Below are 18,158 nucleotides of genomic sequence, written 5' to 3'. Positions count from 1 at the left end.
CTCGCTTTTTAGTCTTCTATGTCATGTTTTTCCTTTGAGCGTTTTTTATTCATTTTAGCTTTATCTTGTGGTCGAACTGAAGATGGCCGGTTATTCTGTACACTGAACGGCATACGGATGAGTGCATCTTTTAAATCATTTACACGAAGCGGGTACAGGGGTGCGATGTATGGTCTTCCGAGAGAAGTAAGTTTTAATAGATGGGAAACTATAAATGCAAAGCAGATCGCAACACCAAGTACACCTAAGAACTGTGCAAATAATAAAAAGGGAAAGCGAAGCAAACGAATCGTGTTACTCATCTGATACACAGGTGTTGTAAAAGAAGCGAGTGCGGCTAGAGCTACTATGATCAACAGAACGTTACTCGTTAAACCAGCTTGCACCGCTGCCGTTCCGATTACAATACCTCCAACGATACCAATCGTTTGACCGACCTTAGATGGTAGTCTCGCACCAGCTTCACGAAGCAACTCGATTGAAAGCTCTAGTACGATAGCTTCTAATATAGGCGGGAACGGGATATCGTTACGTGAAGCCACAAGTGTAGCTAGAAGGTTTTCTGGAATCATCTCATAATGAAACGTTAAAACAGCTACATAAAGCGGCGAAGATAACACAGAGAACATAACACCCATCAATCTGATCAATCGAATAACAGAAGCGAGCGTCCAATTGAGAAAATAATCTTCAAATGCCGAAAAGAACTCTACGATCGTAGTCGGGCCAGTCAATGCATGTGGTGATCCGTCAGCCATAATCGCTATTTTTCCTTCAGATAGAACACTCGCCACTCGATCTGGTCGTTCTGTATCGATGAGCTGTGGAAAAGGAGAGTTCTCATTGTCTGAAATCATTTGATTGATATATGAACTGTCCACGACATGGTCGTATTCGATATCGTTAACACGCTGAATAGCGGTGTTCACATTTTCTTCATCAGCGATTCCGTCGATGTAGATAATTGCTACTCTCGTTTTTGAAAGTTTTCCAACCCTAACTTCTTTCACTGTAAATTCTGGAATGGGAAGTCGTTTGCGGATTAAATTTAGGTTGGTATCTAATGATTCAACGAAAGCTTCCTTTGGGCCGACTACACTAAACTCAGTTTCAGGGATGGAGATCTGTCTGTTTTCAGTCGATAGACTCGGAACGAGCAAACCTTCAGGGTCGTCTTTGTTCATTTGAATGAGAATGAAGCCTTCTGTTACTTTGTTCGCGATATCATGAACATCATCCGTTTTGACCATTCCATCTAACGGTAGATGCTTCTGGATATCGTCTAAGTTTTTTAGAGGGATTTCTGTTATATATGGTAATAAATCACGATGAACAAATTCGGGATTTACAAGAGTTTTATAATAAGAGATGTAAAATGTGCTGAGTGATGATTGCTTAACGGTAGAAAAGTCAGCGGAAGCCGTTAACTTTTTCATAAGCTCTGGGAATGTCAATGAACCTTTTGTAGAAACGCTATTAGATTCTTGTTGTTTTTTCTTTTTCTTCTTAAAAAATATCATTGATATCACCCGTTCGTTATTACGTCGTGAACTACTACATTTGTTTAGCATTTCCTAGGTGCTTAAATATATTCTGTAGGGTGGAATGTGCCGTTATGGTATATAACATTGACAACCATTAACAAGTAGCCTATGATTATCATTAAATTAATAACAAAACTCTTATTAAGAGCAGGCGGAGGGAATTAGCCCTATGAAGCCCGGCAACCATCGGATGAAATTTGTTTTGGCCGAAACGGTGCTAAATCTAACAGCAATAATTGCTGAGAGATGAGAGAACGAACGGATTCTATGTATAAAGCCGTGTTCTCTAAATGAACACGGTTTTTTGTGTTTATTAATCGGGTTTATGTATTGGGTTTAACCGAATTATTAGAGAGAAAAGGAGTGGGTGATGTGGTGACATCGGATTGTATTTGGTGGAAGGGAAGCAAGCTGGCTCACACTTTACATTTACCTCATGGGAATGGAGAAGGTGAAAAGAAGTTTCCGTTGATTATTATTTGCCACGGTTTTACAAGTACGCGAATTGGAGTTGATCGTTTATTTGTTAAAACGGCTCAAGCACTCGTTAAACTTGGGTTTGCTGTATTGCGATTTGATTATGCGGGGTGTGGTGAGAGTGAAGGGGAATATGGTGAAAATGAATTTGCTTGTTTTATTGATCAGACGAAGAAAGCAATTTCATTTGGAAGCGAACTGACATGTATTAATGAGCATGCCATAACACTAATCGGACATAGTTTAGGTGGGGCTGTTGCGGTTTGCACGGCAGCGGATGATGAAAGAATTAGTAATGTGATCACTTGGTCCGCTGTAGGGAATCCTTTTGCTGATATCAAAGAAATCGTTGGCTACAATGGTGAGCATCCTGTAATTGATCATTTAGGATATGCCATAACGGAGGAATTTTTACTATCGCTTCAGGCTTTTTCCCCTCTAGAAGCTATTAAAAAGTTTAAGGGGAGCGTATTATTCATCCATGGAAAGGGTGACCCAGTTATTTCTTCAGATTACTGTTCTGACTATTATAAGGAAGCAAACAAGGTTAAGGGAGGTACAAAATCTATGGTGTTAATAGAAGGCGCAAATCATACGTATTCTTCAATTAAGCATTTTGATCAACTCATAAGTTCTACTTCTGAATGGTTGTTAAAAAACGATAAAGTATCTGTTCAGAATAATTTGAAAAAAAGTGTTTGACTTTCCTTTGAATACCTGTAATAATACAAAGTAATTTGATAGGAATACTCTTATTAAGAGCAGGTGGAGGGAATTAGCCCTATGAAACCCGGCAACCATTTACATTGATACTTATTGTCTATGTGAAAACGGTGCTAAATCTAACAGTGGTAACACTGAGAGATGAGAGGATGATCGGAAACTTTTTTTCGAGAAGCCTTCTGTCTCTTTTATGGGACAGGAGGCTTTTTTGTACCACCTCTTACAAGAGCTTTTATCAAAGAATATATAGAAACTAATGGATAGGGGATCAGAACATGAAAAGAATCATCCAAGTATTATTCGCAAGTTTGGCAGTATTCGTATTAGCAGCTTGTGGCTCATCTACAAGTGGTGGAGAAAAAACAGAAAAGCTTGTGGTTGGAGCATCAAACGTACCGCATGCTGAAATATTAGAAGAAGCAAAGCCTCTTTTAGAGGAAAAGGGCATAAAATTAGAAATTGTAAAATTCCAAGACTATATCTTACCGAACAAGTCACTTTATGAAAAAGAAATAGATGCCAACTATTTTCAGCACATTCCATATCTGACTCAACAAGTGAAAGATAACCCGAAGTATAAGTTTGAAAACGCTGGAGCTGTTCACTTAGAGCCGATGGGTGTTTATTCAAAGAGACACAAGTCTTTAAAAGACATTCCAAATGGTGGGAAAGTAATCCTGAGCAACTCTATTGCTGAACACGGCCGAATCCTTTCAATCTTTGAGGCAGAAGGACTAATTAAACTAAAAGAAGGTAAAGGGTATGAAGCGCAAATAAGCGATATTGTAGATAATCCAAAAAACTTAGAGTTTGTAGCAGACATCGATCCTGGTCTTTTAACAAAGGCGTATGAGAACGATGAGGGCGATGCGATCGTCATTAACACTAACTATGCGATCGATGCAGATTTGAACCCGAAGAAAGATTCTATCGCACTCGAAGGATCTGATTCTCCATTTGCAAATATCATTACGGTTCGTGAAGGCGACAAAGATAAAAAGTCGATTAAAACGCTATTAGAAGTACTTCATTCAAAAGAAATTACTGACTTTATCGATAAAGAATACAAAGGTTCAGTGTTAGCTGTAAAAGAGTAAATATAATTACGCTGCCTAGATGAGGTGATTAGCTCATCTAGGCAGCTTTTCTTATGAACAGAGGGTTTTATAGAAAGTTCAGGGGGTCTCTTTTTAGTAATTAAGTCTAAAATTGAAAAATTAAGTCTTACGCAAGAAAATTAGGTCGTACTGGACATTAATTAAGTCGAACTAGACATGAATTAAGTCTAGATTCAAAAATAAAGGCCGTTCGACAATTCCGACTTCAACCAAACCTAACAAAGCGCTATATGATATGATGAAGACGGACAAATTCAGCTTACACAACATTTTATTAAGCGGGTGGAAAAGGAAATGGCAATTGATTTTTGGACACCTGTTAAATTATCACTCGGCATAGCGGTGACAGCTTCATTAATCGTGATTCTAGCAGGGATTTTCTTTGGGAGGATCATGGCTCATAAAAAGTTCAAAAGCAAGACTTTCGTTGAAACAATTTTCTTACTTCCGCTCGTACTACCCCCGACGGTTGTAGGTTTCTTGTTGATCGTTCTATTCGGTCGAAATGGTCCAGGGGGACAGCTAGTAGAGTGGCTCTTTAACCAACCAATCATGTTTACATGGTGGGCAGCCGTTATTGCGTCTGCGGTTGTCGCATTTCCACTCATGTATCAATCCGCAAAAGCGGGGTTTGAATCGATCGACGCAGACATCGAGAACGCAGCGCGCGTTGATGGGGCAAACGAGTGGGATGTAATGCGGAAAATTTCTGTACCACTTTCTGTTAGGGCCATCACATCTGGTGCTATTCTAAGTTTTGCTCGCGCATTAGGTGAGTTTGGAGCAACACTTATGTTTGCTGGTAACATACCTGGAAAAACGCAGACAATATCCACTGCTATCTATATTGCGATAGAATCAGGAAATATGGAGCTTGCTTGGATGTGGGTATGTAGTGTTATCGGTATCTCATTTATAATGCTCATTGCTGTTAATCGTATAAGGACTTAATATGAGGAGGGAACCCAAACTGGGTTCTTTTTTACTTTTACATAATAAAAACCGTGTGAGCAGTATAAGACTCACACGGTTTTTCATTAATTGGTTATTGATTGAAATTAGCTGACTTCTTGTTGATATTCTTGTGCTTTAATAGGATTGAATTTACCTTCCCATTTGGACATCACAACAGCAGCTAACGAGTTTCCTACTACGTTTACAGCTGTCCGCGCCATATCGAGGATTCGATCAATACCCGCAATAAACGCAAGACCTTCTAATGGAATTCCAACTGTTCCAAGTGTTGCTAAAAGAACGACGAATGAAACACCTGGAACGCCAGCGATCCCTTTTGACGTTACCATCAATACGAGTAATAGCGAGATCTGTTCTGCAATCGTTATTTCAATCCCGTACATTTGCGCGATAAATAGTGCTGCAATGGCTTGATAGAGAGTGGATCCGTCTAGGTTGAAAGAGTAACCAGTAGGAATGACGAAAGAAGTAATGGCTTTTGGACACCCGAACTTCTCCATCTTTTCCATGATTTTTGGCAATACTGTTTCTGAACTAGCTGTTGAGTAGGCTAAGATCAGTTCGTCTTTCAATATTTTGATCAACGTAAAGATATTTACCTTGACCATCGCTGCAACGCCACCTAAAACGACGATGACAAAGAAGAACATTGCCCCATAGACGACTAGAACCAGTTTACTTAAAGGTACAAGTGATTCAATACCAAACTTAGAAACAGTAACACCGATTAATGCGAATACACCGAACGGAGCAAGCTTCATGATTTGATTCGTGATGTAGAACATGGCGTCAGCTGTTCCTTGGAAAAAGGCTAAAACCGGCTTACCTTTTTCACCAATCGCTGCAATCCCAAGTCCGAATAGTACCGAGAAGAAGATGATTGCCAACATATCTCCTTCAGCTAAAGATTCGAACAGATTCGTCGGAACGATGTTTAAGAAAGTATCTGCAAAGCCATGACTTTCAACAGATTCCGTTGTTTCCACGTAGCTCGAAATATCGCCTTTAGATAGCGATTTCATATCCACTCCTGCTCCAGGTTGGAATATGTTAGCGATAAATAGACCAATTACGATTGCCAAAGTTGTTATAATTTCAAAATATAAAATCGTTTTTCCACCGAGACGTCCTAGTTGTTTGATGTCACCGACACTCGCTACACCAACGATAAGACTTGAAACAACAATAGGTACAACGATCATTTTAATCAATCGAATAAAGATATCACCGATCGGTTGTAAATATCCTTGAACCGTTTCATTTCCATAAAACAGTGCACCGATTAGAATACCGAATGCTAGTCCTATTAAAATCTGCCACGCAAGACTAATTCGTATTTTTTTCACATTAAGTCACCTTCTTCTTGATGTTAGTAATCTGAGTTGCCACATAAAAGACATTTTAGCGAGTAAAAGGAATGGTTGTCAAAGCAAAAAAATGGCAATGAATAAAGGATGGAACGAAGAAGAAGATCCTCATTTCAAATTAATAGAAATGTTCGAAAATTTTAATGTTTACAAAAATATTAAATGCTTGTAAAATTACAAAAGCGTTATTCGACTTTTATCGACATTTACTTGGAGGCCTTATGAACTTATTTAGAAAAAAATTATTAACTACTAATCAAAGCAGTGATCAATCTTTAAATCGTGTTCTTGGTGCAGTCGACCTAACGATGTTAGGAGTAGGGGCCATCATAGGAACGGGGGTATTCGTATTGACTGGGGTCGCAGCTGCAAAATATGCGGGTCCAGCTCTAATTCTATCTTTTATTATTGCAGGGTTGGCTTGCGTTTTTGCCGCACTTTGTTATTCTGAATTCGCATCTATGATTCCGCAATCGGGTAGTGCTTACACTTACAGTTATGTAGCATTCGGAGAAATTTTTGCTTGGATACTAGGCTGGGATCTCGTATTGGAATATGGGCTCGCATCATCAGCGGTAGCGAGTGGGTGGTCAGGGTATTTTCAAAGCCTTTTAACTGGATTCGGTATACAACTTCCAACAGCTGTAACCAGTGCTTTTGATCCTTCAAAAGGAACTTATATTGATTTACCTGCAGTTATGATTATTTTGCTCGTCACACTTCTTCTATCAAGAGGTGTAAAAGAATCAGCAAAATTCAATTCAATTATGGTTATCGTGAAAGTAGCTGTAATTCTCTTATTTATCGCTGTAGGCGTTTGGTATGTAGAACCTGCTAACTGGGAGCCGTTTGTTCCATTTGGAATCTCGGGTGTAGTGACAGGAGCTGCAGTAGTTGTCTTTGCATATTTTGGTTTTGATGCAGTATCTACAGCTGCAGAGGAAGTGAAGAACCCTCAACGAAATTTACCGATTGGTATCATCTCTGCATTGGCAATCTGTACAGTCATCTATATAGTAGTTTCACTCATTCTTACTGGAATTGTTCCTTATAACATGCTTAATGTAAAAGATCCTGTAGCTTTTGCTCTGCAATTCATCGGTCAAGATTGGGCAGCAGGTTTTATCTCATTGGGTGCTATTGTTGGGATTACAACGGTGTTAATTGTCATGATGTTCGGTCAGACAAGATTGTTTTATGCTATGAGCCGTGATGGGCTTCTTCCAAGTAAGCTGTCTGCGGTACATCCAAGAACGAAAGTACCTCTTCCAAGTACGTGGACAACTGGATTTCTTGTTGCATTATTTGCAGGTTTCGTCCCGTTAGATAAACTAGCAGAACTTACGAGTATTGGTACTTTGTTTGCTTTTGCTACTGTTTCGTTAGGCGTTGCCGTTCTTAGAAAAACACGACCTGACATCGAACGAGGCTTTAAGACCCCGTGGGTTCCATTGATTCCAGCCTTAGCGATTATTTTCTGTGTTTATCTTATGCTTCAACTCTCAGCATTCACTTGGAAAGGCTTCGTTGTTTGGCTTGTGATCGGACTTGTTCTTTATTTTAGTTATGGTTACCGTCACAGCCGTTTAAATACAACGAAATAGAACGAAATTGATAGTGAGAAAAGCCGCCTTTCATATAGGTGGCTTTTTCACTTTACTTCAGAAACGCGTTGTTTCGTGTTATACTTTTAGTAGTAAAAAAGAAAGGGGGGAGTAAGAAATTGCGGAAAGTATCTTTATTGGCTTTATTGTATGTATTTGCGTTTACATCACTTTTTCCTAACTATAATATGGAAAACCTTTTTTCGCCGCCTCAAAATGACGTTTATGAACTATCCTCAGCGTCGATCGACGAATCAACAATCATTGGCGAATATCCAACCAAAAGTAAGAAGTTAAAAAAATCCGTAAAAGCTGTATATACGGATAACCAAATACCTTTAGAAGAATTACATGATGATTATGTATTCCCATCATACAGCCAAGTGAACAACAAGATTGTACGACTTACCCCCTATCAATTTCAATCGAATTACCTCTGACGATCATAACAATCCCAAAACCTTTTAAAAAGCCTTCGACGTAAGGTTTGTTCAGCAGAACCATTTTATTGGTAGCACGTTTCGAAAAAATACATGTTTCCGAACGTTTATTTGTCGTGCTTAAAATACAAACAAAAGGGAGATTGTTATGATCGTTAAAGAAACAGAATTACCTGGTATCGGCAGAAAGTTTGAAGTGGAGATCGCGAATAGAGATAAAGTCGTCGTCATTGTTCATGATGATGGAAGAAGAGAAATCTATCATTTTGACAAACATGATTATGAAGAAAGTTTATCTTCGGTTACGTTAAGTGATACCGAGGCTAGACAGTTTGCTGCTATTATCGGCGGAATGATCTATCGGCCAAAAGCACTTGAAACGATTGAAATGGCATTCGATGAACTTATGATTGAGTGGTATCGAGTTGATTCTAATGCGTTTGCAGTTGGAAAAACAATCGGAGAGCTAGATATTCGTCAAAAATACGAAGTGTCTGTTATCGCGATCATTAAAGGAAATGAGAAAGTATTGAACCCTGGTCCAGAAACGATGATTGATTCTGGAGATATGCTGGTTATTTCAGGCGAAAGACCTGGTGTTAAACGAATCATTAAGGAGATGTTTTCAGCTGAGGTGAGCAGTGAATGACAAATCACCTTGTACTAGAAGTTGGTACAGCTCTAATCATCATCGCGCTTGCTGCATTACTCGCAAATAAATTAAACTTCTCCATCATTCCGTTTCTCATCATATTCGGTATGATTGTAGGTCCGCATGCCCCTGTTATCGGCGTTTTGGATTTTACGTTTATTAACAGCAACGAGATCATTACCTTTTTTGGTAGGATAGGTGTCTTGTTCCTGCTTTTCTATCTCGGTTTAGAGTTTTCGGTAGGTAAGTTAGTTCGCTCTGGAAAAAATATCGCTGTTGGGGGAAGTATCTATATCCTCATAAACTTCACATTAGGATTGGTTTATGCCTATATCATGGGTTTTCCTCTATTAGAGGTTCTGATCATAGCTGGAATTATCACCATTTCCTCTAGTGCGATCGTCGCAAAGATCATCGTTGATCTACGGCGTACTGCGAATCCTGAAACAGAACTGATCCTCGGAATCATCATGTTCGAAGATATATTCTTGGCCGTTTATCTATCTATCATTTCTGGATTAGTGTTAGGAGATGCAACTTCTGTTCTAGGCGTGAGTAAATCGATATTTATTGCATTTGGATATATGATTTTGTTCTTTGTTATTGCGAGAACGTGTACGAAGCATTTAAACAGACTCCTTAATATCACATCGAACGAAATTTTCATTATCGTGATTTTCGCCTCGTTGTTCTTTATCGCAGGATTTTCAGAAACAATCCATGTAGCAGAAGCGATTGGTGCTTTATTATTAGGGCTAGTGTTTTCTGAAACAGAACATAGTGAACGCATTGAGAAGATGGTCATACCGTTCCGAGATTTCTTTGGTGCGATCTTCTTTTTCAGCTTCGGATTAAGTATAGATCCGTTTACGCTAGGTGGAGCGGTATGGCTGGCGCTTGGAGCTGTTCTCATCACGATCATCGGTAACTTTGTAGCAGGTATGATCGCTGGGAGAAAGGCTGGACTGTCTCATAAAGCTTCTTCTAACATCGGACTAACGATCGTTTCAAGAGGAGAGTTCTCAATCATCGTAGCAAACATTGGTATGGCAGGTGGTTTGGCATCTGTACTAAAACCATTCTCAGCACTATATGTTCTGATATTAGCGATACTTGGTCCGCTGCTTACAAAAGAGTCAAAGAAAATTTATGGTGTATTAAATGAAATTTTCAAATGGAAAAAAGAAGAAAAGCCTCATGTTCAAAAGAAGGCAAATTGAGTAGGTATGAAGAAAACACAGCGTCTCTATCAAGAGAGCTGTGTTTTTTTCGTTGCATGCAAAATGAAATGCTTAATCGCCTTTTTCAATAGTTACCGCGAACTTACTATGAGTTAGATAATTTATTTCAATAGATTTTTCTTTAAAGTGTTCTTTGTAATATATAGCCGTAATATTCAAATGAGAAACTTTAACTTTCTTATGATGAATGGTTATAGAAGAAACATATTCGACACCATTCTTAGATCCGTCATACGTTAAGGATGAAGGGATGCCTTCTACCACGTTGAAGTTTCTAGCTTCATAGTCATCGATGTCTTCGTATAACTGAAACATAGTGTGTGCAAAAGCAATCGATACTGCAATTGAGCCAAAGATTACAAGCGGAATAAGAATACGTTCTAATAGATTGTTCATTCTTGAATAACTCGCGATTATGCCCATCAAAAGTGATAGCAGTGACATGGACAAAAACAGGAAAAGCTCCGACAAAACAAGGTGATCATGAAACATTGTCGAAGATAAAAATAAACTAAAAGCAGAGGTTAGCAGAATCACTAAAAGTAAGATGAGAGGAAATGTACTCGGAGTATTAAAGCTCCTTGATCCTGTGATTCTTTTCTTTTTTTTATAACTCATAATCATCCTCTCCTTTATAAAATAATTCAATAAAGCTAAACCACTATTCATGAGAGTGGAGTCCAACTCAATAGTGCTCGAATAAAAGTATTTCTTGCGCACAAGGAGAGCATTGTATGAAATTAACTCAAGCCCAACAACTTGCCATAAATTATGTTGAGCGTTATGCAGCACAACAAAAAGATGATGCTCAAGCGACGATTCAACACCTATTAAGAATGTCTAACATTACAGATGATGTTTTTCATCAGGCCGTAAGTAAACTTAAAGAGCACGCTCGCATCGCCCTTCACTTTCACCCAGATCGACCAAGCTCAACTATGATAAGTATCACAGAAGCCTTATATCAAGAAGGAATCTATAAAAGTCAGTTTGAAACGCTGCTCTCAAACGGCAGTGTTTCTGCATATCCCGGGGGATTGCGTGATCAGTGGGAAGAACAATTATTTGGAGGAGCTTACCAGACAAAGGGTGCGACTCTTAAGGAACGAGCAAAGTATGGTGCGTTAAACATCATGAATCATCCAGATGGACCAGCGCCGCGTTTTGGCTCATGTTTCTTCTTACTCAAACCTGAAGTTTCAAAAAGAGCTACTTATACTTACTTGGACTCTCATCAAAATCCAAAAGAAAAGGGAACTTATGGAGAGTTCGATATGATAATAGCCGCAATGTTTGAAGAAATCTTTACGAGAGATTATGCGTTAGGAGAACCAAATCTTATGGTGAGTTCTTTGGTCCAGCACCTTGTTCATAATATAGAAAAGTCTTTTCAAGATCCCGCAAATAAACAAGTCTATCGAAATTTAAATCATTATATTGAAGCACAAGTTCACGGTAATCTTTCACTAAAAGAAGATGTAGAAATTCTTGTTGCAGATCCTTCATTTATTGGAACGAAGGTTGGAGATACACTATTAAACCTTTGTACAAAATATGGGATTCAACTTTATTATCACGCTGGTTTTCAATTGTCTGTAGATCAAGTTCCTTCAAATTTCAGAGGACAAGAAATGGCGTCATTAGCAAAAAGTATGGAGAGCCATTTGTAAAAAAATAATAGTTATTCAATCAACAAGGCCTTGCATTGTATTTGTTAATCTGTTAATATCGTTTCAATGCTAACGATTATGAAAATTGATAAGGAGTGGATCATATCTATTCTTTTGATGAGTACGGTGAGTTATTGCCGGAAGAGAAGGACACTATAAATCAATTGACGAAAGCACCGATTGAATCACTCAATCTGCACTCTATTACGGTAGTGACAAATCTGTATCGAGCAGCTCAAGGACTACGCAATAAGATGGAACGTGAAGTATTAGCGAAGCATGGGTTGTCCTGGACGTCTTTTTCTATTCTATATGATTTATGGATATGGGATTCTGTTGAAACAAAAAAATTAGCACTTTCTGCAGGTGTTTCAAAAGCGACCATAAGCAATATCACGAATACATTAGAACGAAAAGAGTTGTGTTATCGTAAGGTGGACAATCGAGATCGACGCATCACATGTGTTGTTTTGACTGATAAAGGCAGAATAGTGATGGAAGAACTATATCCAAGGTTCCATGAAGGTGAAGTGGAAGTGGTCTCTTCTTTGTCCATTGAAGAGCAGAAAGTAATATCAAGCTTGCTGAGAAGAGTTATACGAGAGAATAATTTTTAATTTCATATAAAAATGCGATGACAGGAAAAGCAGTAGCAATGATCTCCCTGTTTATAGAGAGCTGGTGGTGGTGTGAATCAGCACAAAGATCATGTGAATTACATTTCCAAGAGCTTTCTTTGTAATGTTTGTAACTAAACAGAAGAAGAACGGGAATACCGTTATTTACATTTGAGTGGAAGAATGTTTTCTTCAATTAGGGTGGTACCGCGTGTAAAAGTTAGACCACGTCCCTTCATTATAGGGATGTGGTCTTTTTTATATTTTATAAATAATACATTTTGAATTCTTAAAAGGAGGACAATAGCATGAATCAAGTTATAAAACAGCTCAATGAGAAGCAACAAATTGAAGTGAAGAGGCAGATGGAAATCTATAAACAAGGCGTTCAAGATATTATTCCTACAGAAGAGCTAGAGATCAAAGTAGCGAAGTCTATTCTAGAGAATCGTCCATTAAAAATAAAGCTCGGACTCGATCCTTCAGCTCCAGATGTACATCTTGGTCACACGGTTGTACTGAACAAACTAAGGCAGTTTCAACAGAACGGTCATATCATTCAATTAATTATTGGAGATTTTACAGGAAAGATCGGTGACCCTACAGGAAAGTCTGTTGCTAGAAAACAATTGACAACAGAAGAAGTAGAGCACAACGCAAAAACGTACTTCGAACAGTTTGGTAAAATTATAGATATGGAAAAAGTAGAGCTGCACTATAATTCTAAGTGGCTTTCTAGTTTGAATTTTGAAGATGTGATCAATCTTGCAGGTAAAATTACGGTGGCAAGATTATTGGAACGAGACGATTTTGATGAGCGAATCTCAACAGGAAAGCCAATTTCGCTGCATGAATTCTTCTACCCGCTCATGCAAGGTTACGATTCTGTTATGTTGGAATGTGATATTGAATTAGGTGGAACGGATCAGCACTTTAACATTTTAATGGGAAGACACTACCAAGAGAAGTTTGGAAAAGAAAAGCAGGTTGCGATGCTCATGCCGCTTCTAGAAGGACTTGATGGCGTTGATAAAATGTCGAAATCGAAGAAAAACTACATCGGGATTGATGAAGCTCCGCAGGACATGTACGGAAAGTCAATGTCCATTCCTGATTCACTCATGAATAAATACTTTGAACTGGTAACAGATTTAAATACAGAAGAAATAAATGCTCTCAAAGCAGAAGTTGAGAATGGAAAGTTACACCCTCGTGATGCAAAGATGCTTCTTGCTCGAACGATTGTCCGCATGTACCATGGCCAAGAAGCAGCGGAAGAGTCAGAAAAGCATTTTGTTTCCGTTTTTCAACAAGGCGCTTTGCCAACGGATATTCCAGTCTTCCAATGGAATGGTCCTAAAGAGATCTCCATCATTGATCTAATTGTTGACTTAAAGTTGCTTTCATCAAAAAGTGAGGCACGCAAGATGATCAGCAACCGTGGTGTTAAAGTAGATAATGAAAAAGTGGAAGATACAGGTTCTCGCCTTCTCTTATCTGAGGGAATGGTCATTCAAGTCGGTAAACGTAAATTTGTGAGAATCTCATTGAACAAAGAATGAGAAACTATTGAAACATGTAGGAAAAAGGTGGTCAATCCAAATGGAAATCATATGGAAAGAAGTAACGTATTCAAATCAAGAAAAATTGCAAGAAGCTCTTACTTTGTATGAGCATTCTTTTCCAATTGAGGTACGGGAACCGGAATCAGTATTTCTTCAAAGTTTGAAAAATGCTGAAACACATTTGCCAAATCAGTATCATTTTCTAGTTGGATTTCAGGGTGATGAGTTAGTCAGTTTGGTTACGGCTCATTATTTAGCAGATGTGAACACAGGATTTATTGTATACCTTGTTACGAATCCTAAAGTGAGAAGCAAAGGTTTAGGAGCACAATCTCTTCAAAGAATTGAAGAAGTTCTTCAACAAGATAGTATGGCTGCAGGATATAAATCACTAGATGCCATCGTACTGGAGACTGAAACGCCAGAGATGGTTCATAGCGAAAAAGAAAAGAAAGACTGCGTAAAACGAACGAATTTTTTTATGAGAAATGGATTTTACAAAGTTGAGGATCTTCTTTATCTTCAGCCACCCATACATGATGATGATGTAGATGTGCCTTTGCATTTATTCATAAAAAATTTAACGAAGCACGGACGGTCAGTATCAGAAGTGAAACAAATCGTGAAAGCTATGTACTTGGAGAAATATTATCACGGTAACGGTATTGCAAATAATGTTCTTAATCGTTCTTATAACAAGATGAACTTAGAGAAATCGGGTCTGTTCTGTAACAATTGAAAAAATGCTGTAGCTTGTTGTACTTGATAACTTTATTAATCTCAAAAAAAATAAGGCACTTTAATTGGGAAGTAGCCTTGTGTTTTTTGAGATTGAGCTATTTGAAAATGTTATTTAAGTATATGGTGATATTTACTCCCTTGAACAATTTGTTCAGCATCAAGTTTGGTCCACTCTTCAATGGAAAGATGGGGATGGTTTTCTAAATAACTTTTAGTCATTTGAAAACCTACCTTATAATTTGACCATTTAGGAATGTTTTTCCCAGCATTCCCATCAAAAAATTCATTATATAAAGATGGATCTAATGAATCCTTATTTACATGTAACTGTCCCATTACATGGTTAAGATCTACCTCAGATAATGGCTTTGTCCATGGTGTTGTATGATCAGGATAGATGATAGAAGCAAAGTTATCTGCTTTACCTTCAAATATGAATTTTTCAATGAGAGTTACATTTAAATCAGATGCACTTTCTAAAAAAATTGTATGTTGATATTCATGGGCAATGAGATATTTTAAAGATTCTTCTGTATAAGAAGGTGAAATTTGTAGCAGAATTACATTTTGACTTAGCGCCCATCCGGTTACACCTTTCATCTCCTGTATCGCTAAATTGCTTTCAGGATTATTCGGCATGATAAAAATAGTTTTATCTGTACCAGGTAATTGTTCAGAAGATTTGATGAGTGCATCCTTAATAATAGCGTTTATTTGTTTTTGTTGCTGAAGGAGTTTCATAGTATCTTCTGCAAGTTTCTTAGTATTATTTGTTGGTGAGAAATAATTAAAATAATCACTTTGAATGTCTACATTTTCTTTGGATGCCTTGTTTTGGAACGGAATAACAACTTTTTTGTTGTATTCTTGTTTGTTGTTCATTGAAGGAGATTTCTTTATAAAGTTAGTGTAATCTAGTACTTCTTCATAAAGAGGAATGATCTGAAAGGTTTGATTATCTTGTGAGAAATCATATGAAATTTGGTCTGGAAGAGAATCTTTATCACTTTTTACAGTTTTAGTCGAACAGCTTACTAGTAATAATGAAACGAAAAGTAACAAAATGAATTGATATGCTTTTTCCATCTACTGAAATCCCCCATAAAATGAATTCAATTAATAATACCATATATAGGGAATTTATAAGCCTTACTTTAATAGATAGACTATGGAATTTTTATCGATATGAGGTTATAGTATCACCATTTAAGTAATAACCGTAGGCTCCATAACAGTCAAACTCCGATTGATCGTATTCATATTCACATTTACACCTAGCGGGATCGCCGCTTTATAATAGCCGTGTGCACTTGTTAAATTCGTCATGAGTGGTTTGCCGATTGGAACAAGAAATTCATCGATTACATTTTCAAATGTTTTCCCATAGGCAGCTTCACATTTTGTACATTCTCCGATGATGATTCCGATACAATCATCAAATTTCCCAGCAATCTTTAAGTGGTTTAAATATCTATAGACAGTATTTACCGGTTCATGCGTTTCTTCAAGAAATAAAATTTTACCTTTCGTGTCAATCTCATAAGGTGTTCCTAAACAATCAACAAAGGATGTAAGGTTACCACCTACAATTACTCCTGTTACGTTACCTGCAACTTTACTTATGAGGGGAATATTCGGTGGATTCATAATCTGCCATGGCGCAGTTGTTCGAGTGATACTATTGAAGAATTGGCTAAAATTATAAGTGGGAGTACTTGATCGGAAATCTAAAAGCATCAAACTTTGAAACGTAACCAGATCAGCTAGTTGATATAGCACATTGTTTAAGATGGTAATATCACTGTACCCTGAGATGATCTTTGGGTTGGTTCTGATTATATTGTAATCGAGATAGGGAAGGATACTTGCTACTCCCACACCACCTCGTGTTGGAAGGATCAACTTAACCTGATCGTTTTGAAACATCTTCATCAAATCTGATGCCCGTTGCTCTGGGGTTCCTGACAAAAAACCATTTGTTGCGTATACATAATCGCCTACGATTACTTGGAAACCCATGTCTTTCAACATCGCGATTCCTTGATTAATTATGTTCGCATCAAGCGGGCTACCCAATGTAACAATTCCAATGGTGTCGCCTTGCAGTAATTGCTGCGGTTTAATCGACATCCTAACAGCTCCTCTCGGAGAACCAAACTCCTAAAGCTATTATATTGGGAAGAAGAGAATGTATGAAAAAACGCCCAGAAGACTCGTTCTGAACGTTAAATGGAACTGCGATTATTTATTAGAATATGGTTTAGCTTGGTAAAAGTAATTGGGTTTTACAATATCATTTTTGTAAGTCTTATGAAAAATATGTGTCGTTGCAGGGCTCATAGGAGGTATTAGCCAAGCCCAGTTACCTGTAACATTCCTGCCACTCTCTGATTCTTTCTCTTCAAATTTTTTGAACTGTTGAGCTGCCGTATGATGATCTACGATACTAACACCATCTTCTCGGAATGAATGCAATACAGCGATGTTTAGCTCAACAAGTGCTTTATCTTTCCAAAGAGAAATTGAGCTTTTTGTATCTAGACCCATGCACGATGCAATCTTTGGAAGCATGTTGTATCGCTCTTCATCAGCTAGATTTCGAGCACCGATTTCAGTACCCATATACCAGCCATTAAATGGAGCTGCCGTGTAGCGAAGTCCGCCAATCTCTAAAGCCATGTCAGATATAAAAGGTACACCATACCATTTTAGATCTAGATCTTGAAACCAATCAAACTCAGGGTGACGAATCTCTACTTCTAAAGTTGAAGATTTTGGAAGTTCAAATAACTTAGGAAGATTATCGTTTACTTGAATTACAATAGGCAAGATATCAAAATTTCCGTATTTGGGTTCCCAACCAAGCTCTATGCATTTTTCTGTAAATTCAATGGAAGAGGGATCTCCAATCATACCATTCTCCATTTGATAGCCCGCATATCGAATCAATTGATGATTCCATATGCGCACATGGTGTTTCTTTGTTTGCGGAGGTAAGATGGTTATCGTTGGACGAATTCGTCCATGGTTAGTCGCATATTTCATGTGATCTATGATTGCCATAAAGATTTCTTCTTCTGTTTCAACATGTCGCCGGTCGAACGTATGCATCTGGTCCCAAAATAATCTCCCAATACACCGATTGCTGTTGCGCCACGCTACTTTCGCACCATAATCGATCTCAAAAGATAAGTGTTTATATGTACCATCTATTTGAATTTCTTTTGTGATTTCGGAAATTCGATCATCAATCTCACTCTGTGTTTTATTTAATTCCTGATAGCAGGAAGTGATGAACTCTGCTGCTTCTTGTAAAAGATTCATTTCCAAAGTAAAGCCCCCAACAAAAATAAGTGTATTATTATAATAGCCTAGTTTACAAAGAAATACCGCTTGTAAGTGTTACAAAAATAGAACATGAAGG

At 37.9% G+C, this 18,158-nt stretch carries 16 protein-coding genes, 1 pseudogene, 2 riboswitches and 1 other annotated feature; of the genes and pseudogenes, 11 read left to right on the top strand and 6 right to left on the bottom strand.

Annotated elements, in window-relative coordinates; all coding sequences use genetic code 11:
• Positions 1 to 8: 8 nt before the first annotated feature.
• Positions 9 to 1,520: a spore germination protein gene (locus ACNJYY_RS11455; protein WP_416728585.1), complete on the bottom strand. Its 1,512-nt coding sequence runs from the start codon at positions 1,518 to 1,520 to the stop codon at positions 9 to 11.
• Positions 1,521 to 1,679: 159 nt separating this feature from the next.
• Positions 1,680 to 1,797: riboswitch (SAM riboswitch) on the top strand.
• Between the two features lie 119 nt (positions 1,798 to 1,916).
• Between ACNJYY_RS11455 and ACNJYY_RS11450 the strand changes: the two genes are divergently transcribed.
• From ACNJYY_RS11450 to modB, 3 genes are all read left to right on the top strand, one after another.
• On the top strand, positions 1,917 to 2,723 hold the full coding sequence (locus tag ACNJYY_RS11450; RefSeq protein ID WP_416728584.1) for an alpha/beta hydrolase: 807 nt from the start codon (positions 1,917 to 1,919) through the stop codon (positions 2,721 to 2,723).
• A gap of 47 nt (positions 2,724 to 2,770) precedes the next feature.
• A riboswitch (SAM riboswitch) is annotated at positions 2,771 to 2,892 on the top strand.
• A gap of 127 nt (positions 2,893 to 3,019) precedes the next feature.
• Entirely contained in the window at positions 3,020 to 3,841 is an 822-nt protein-coding gene (locus ACNJYY_RS11445; protein WP_416728583.1) for a MetQ/NlpA family ABC transporter substrate-binding protein, read from the top strand.
• Between the two features lie 315 nt (positions 3,842 to 4,156).
• Complete coding sequence (modB, locus tag ACNJYY_RS11440) at positions 4,157 to 4,813, top strand: molybdate ABC transporter permease subunit (protein WP_416728582.1); 657 nt, start codon at positions 4,157 to 4,159, stop codon at positions 4,811 to 4,813.
• A gap of 107 nt (positions 4,814 to 4,920) precedes the next feature.
• On the opposite strand, the gene ACNJYY_RS11435 is transcribed toward modB, so the two are convergent.
• Entirely contained in the window at positions 4,921 to 6,174 is a 1,254-nt protein-coding gene (locus ACNJYY_RS11435; protein WP_416731854.1) for a cation:dicarboxylate symporter family transporter, read from the bottom strand.
• 251 nt (positions 6,175 to 6,425) lie between these two features.
• On the opposite strand from ACNJYY_RS11435, the gene ACNJYY_RS11430 reads away from it, so the two are divergent.
• From ACNJYY_RS11430 to ACNJYY_RS11415, 4 genes are all read left to right on the top strand, one after another.
• Positions 6,426 to 7,808 (top strand): amino acid permease, encoded by a 1,383-nt coding sequence (locus ACNJYY_RS11430; protein ID WP_416728581.1) that lies wholly within the window; start codon positions 6,426 to 6,428, stop codon positions 7,806 to 7,808.
• Positions 7,809 to 7,927: 119 nt separating this feature from the next.
• On the top strand, positions 7,928 to 8,248 hold the full coding sequence (locus ACNJYY_RS11425) for a hypothetical protein (RefSeq protein ID WP_416728580.1): 321 nt from the start codon (positions 7,928 to 7,930) through the stop codon (positions 8,246 to 8,248).
• Between the two features lie 148 nt (positions 8,249 to 8,396).
• Complete coding sequence (locus ACNJYY_RS11420) at positions 8,397 to 8,897, top strand: cation:proton antiporter regulatory subunit (RefSeq protein WP_197220986.1); 501 nt, start codon at positions 8,397 to 8,399, stop codon at positions 8,895 to 8,897.
• Positions 8,894 to 10,120 carry a cation:proton antiporter gene (locus ACNJYY_RS11415; protein WP_416728579.1) on the top strand — a complete coding sequence of 409 codons (1,227 nt, stop codon included), beginning with the start codon at positions 8,894 to 8,896 and terminating at the stop codon, positions 10,118 to 10,120. The genes ACNJYY_RS11420 and ACNJYY_RS11415 overlap by 4 nt, the downstream gene beginning before the upstream one ends.
• A gap of 72 nt (positions 10,121 to 10,192) precedes the next feature.
• On the opposite strand, the gene ACNJYY_RS11410 is transcribed toward ACNJYY_RS11415, so the two are convergent.
• Complete coding sequence (locus ACNJYY_RS11410; RefSeq protein WP_416728578.1) at positions 10,193 to 10,759, bottom strand: hypothetical protein; 567 nt, start codon at positions 10,757 to 10,759, stop codon at positions 10,193 to 10,195.
• A 116-nt stretch (positions 10,760 to 10,875) separates the two neighbouring features.
• On the opposite strand from ACNJYY_RS11410, the pseudogene ACNJYY_RS11405 reads away from it, so the two are divergent.
• The 4 genes and pseudogenes from ACNJYY_RS11405 to ACNJYY_RS11390 form a co-directional block, all read left to right on the top strand.
• Positions 10,876 to 11,790: pseudogene (locus ACNJYY_RS11405) on the top strand (DUF3626 domain-containing protein); the annotation flags it as partial.
• A gap of 125 nt (positions 11,791 to 11,915) precedes the next feature.
• A complete protein-coding gene (locus tag ACNJYY_RS11400) occupies positions 11,916 to 12,428 on the top strand; it encodes a MarR family transcriptional regulator (protein WP_416731853.1) in 513 nt (170 codons plus the stop codon).
• Between the two features lie 8 nt (positions 12,429 to 12,436).
• Positions 12,437 to 12,666: a binding site (T-box leader), on the top strand.
• A gap of 70 nt (positions 12,667 to 12,736) precedes the next feature.
• A complete protein-coding gene (gene tyrS, locus ACNJYY_RS11395) occupies positions 12,737 to 13,990 on the top strand; it encodes a tyrosine--tRNA ligase (RefSeq protein ID WP_416728577.1) in 1,254 nt (417 codons plus the stop codon).
• Between the two features lie 40 nt (positions 13,991 to 14,030).
• A complete protein-coding gene (locus ACNJYY_RS11390; protein ID WP_416728576.1) occupies positions 14,031 to 14,732 on the top strand; it encodes a GNAT family N-acetyltransferase in 702 nt (233 codons plus the stop codon).
• Between the two features lie 110 nt (positions 14,733 to 14,842).
• On the opposite strand, the gene ACNJYY_RS11385 is transcribed toward ACNJYY_RS11390, so the two are convergent.
• The 3 genes from ACNJYY_RS11385 to ACNJYY_RS11375 form a co-directional block, all read right to left on the bottom strand.
• Positions 14,843 to 15,820: a DUF2268 domain-containing protein gene (locus tag ACNJYY_RS11385; protein WP_416728575.1), complete on the bottom strand. Its 978-nt coding sequence runs from the start codon at positions 15,818 to 15,820 to the stop codon at positions 14,843 to 14,845.
• Between the two features lie 120 nt (positions 15,821 to 15,940).
• A complete protein-coding gene (locus ACNJYY_RS11380; RefSeq protein WP_416728574.1) occupies positions 15,941 to 16,864 on the bottom strand; it encodes a S66 peptidase family protein in 924 nt (307 codons plus the stop codon).
• 111 nt (positions 16,865 to 16,975) lie between these two features.
• Positions 16,976 to 18,058 carry a nitric oxide synthase oxygenase gene (locus ACNJYY_RS11375; RefSeq protein ID WP_416731852.1) on the bottom strand — a complete coding sequence of 361 codons (1,083 nt, stop codon included), beginning with the start codon at positions 18,056 to 18,058 and terminating at the stop codon, positions 16,976 to 16,978.
• Between the last annotated feature and the right edge of the window lie 100 nt (positions 18,059 to 18,158).

Source organism: Fictibacillus tiangongensis (genome assembly GCF_048083785.1).
Taxonomy (GTDB): domain Bacteria; phylum Bacillota; class Bacilli; order Bacillales; family Fictibacillaceae; genus Fictibacillus.
Note: the sequence above shows the minus strand (reverse complement) of the source record. Positions and strands in the feature narration are given on the sequence as shown.

Coding starts and splice junctions, on each gene's coding strand:
- ACNJYY_RS11455 (WP_416728585.1), bottom strand. CDS start 1,520: ATGATATTTTTTAAGAAGAAAAAGAAAAAACAACAAGAATCTAATAGC.
- ACNJYY_RS11445 (WP_416728583.1), top strand. CDS start 3,020: ATGAAAAGAATCATCCAAGTATTATTCGCAAGTTTGGCAGTATTCGTA.
- modB (WP_416728582.1), top strand. CDS start 4,157: ATGGCAATTGATTTTTGGACACCTGTTAAATTATCACTCGGCATAGCG.
- ACNJYY_RS11430 (WP_416728581.1), top strand. CDS start 6,426: ATGAACTTATTTAGAAAAAAATTATTAACTACTAATCAAAGCAGTGAT.
- ACNJYY_RS11420 (WP_197220986.1), top strand. CDS start 8,397: ATGATCGTTAAAGAAACAGAATTACCTGGTATCGGCAGAAAGTTTGAA.
- ACNJYY_RS11415 (WP_416728579.1), top strand. CDS start 8,894: ATGACAAATCACCTTGTACTAGAAGTTGGTACAGCTCTAATCATCATC.
- ACNJYY_RS11410 (WP_416728578.1), bottom strand. CDS start 10,759: ATGAGTTATAAAAAAAAGAAAAGAATCACAGGATCAAGGAGCTTTAAT.
- tyrS (WP_416728577.1), top strand. CDS start 12,737: ATGAATCAAGTTATAAAACAGCTCAATGAGAAGCAACAAATTGAAGTG.
- ACNJYY_RS11390 (WP_416728576.1), top strand. CDS start 14,031: ATGGAAATCATATGGAAAGAAGTAACGTATTCAAATCAAGAAAAATTG.
- ACNJYY_RS11385 (WP_416728575.1), bottom strand. CDS start 15,820: ATGGAAAAAGCATATCAATTCATTTTGTTACTTTTCGTTTCATTATTA.
- ACNJYY_RS11380 (WP_416728574.1), bottom strand. CDS start 16,864: ATGTCGATTAAACCGCAGCAATTACTGCAAGGCGACACCATTGGAATT.
- ACNJYY_RS11375 (WP_416731852.1), bottom strand. CDS start 18,058: ATGAATCTTTTACAAGAAGCAGCAGAGTTCATCACTTCCTGCTATCAG.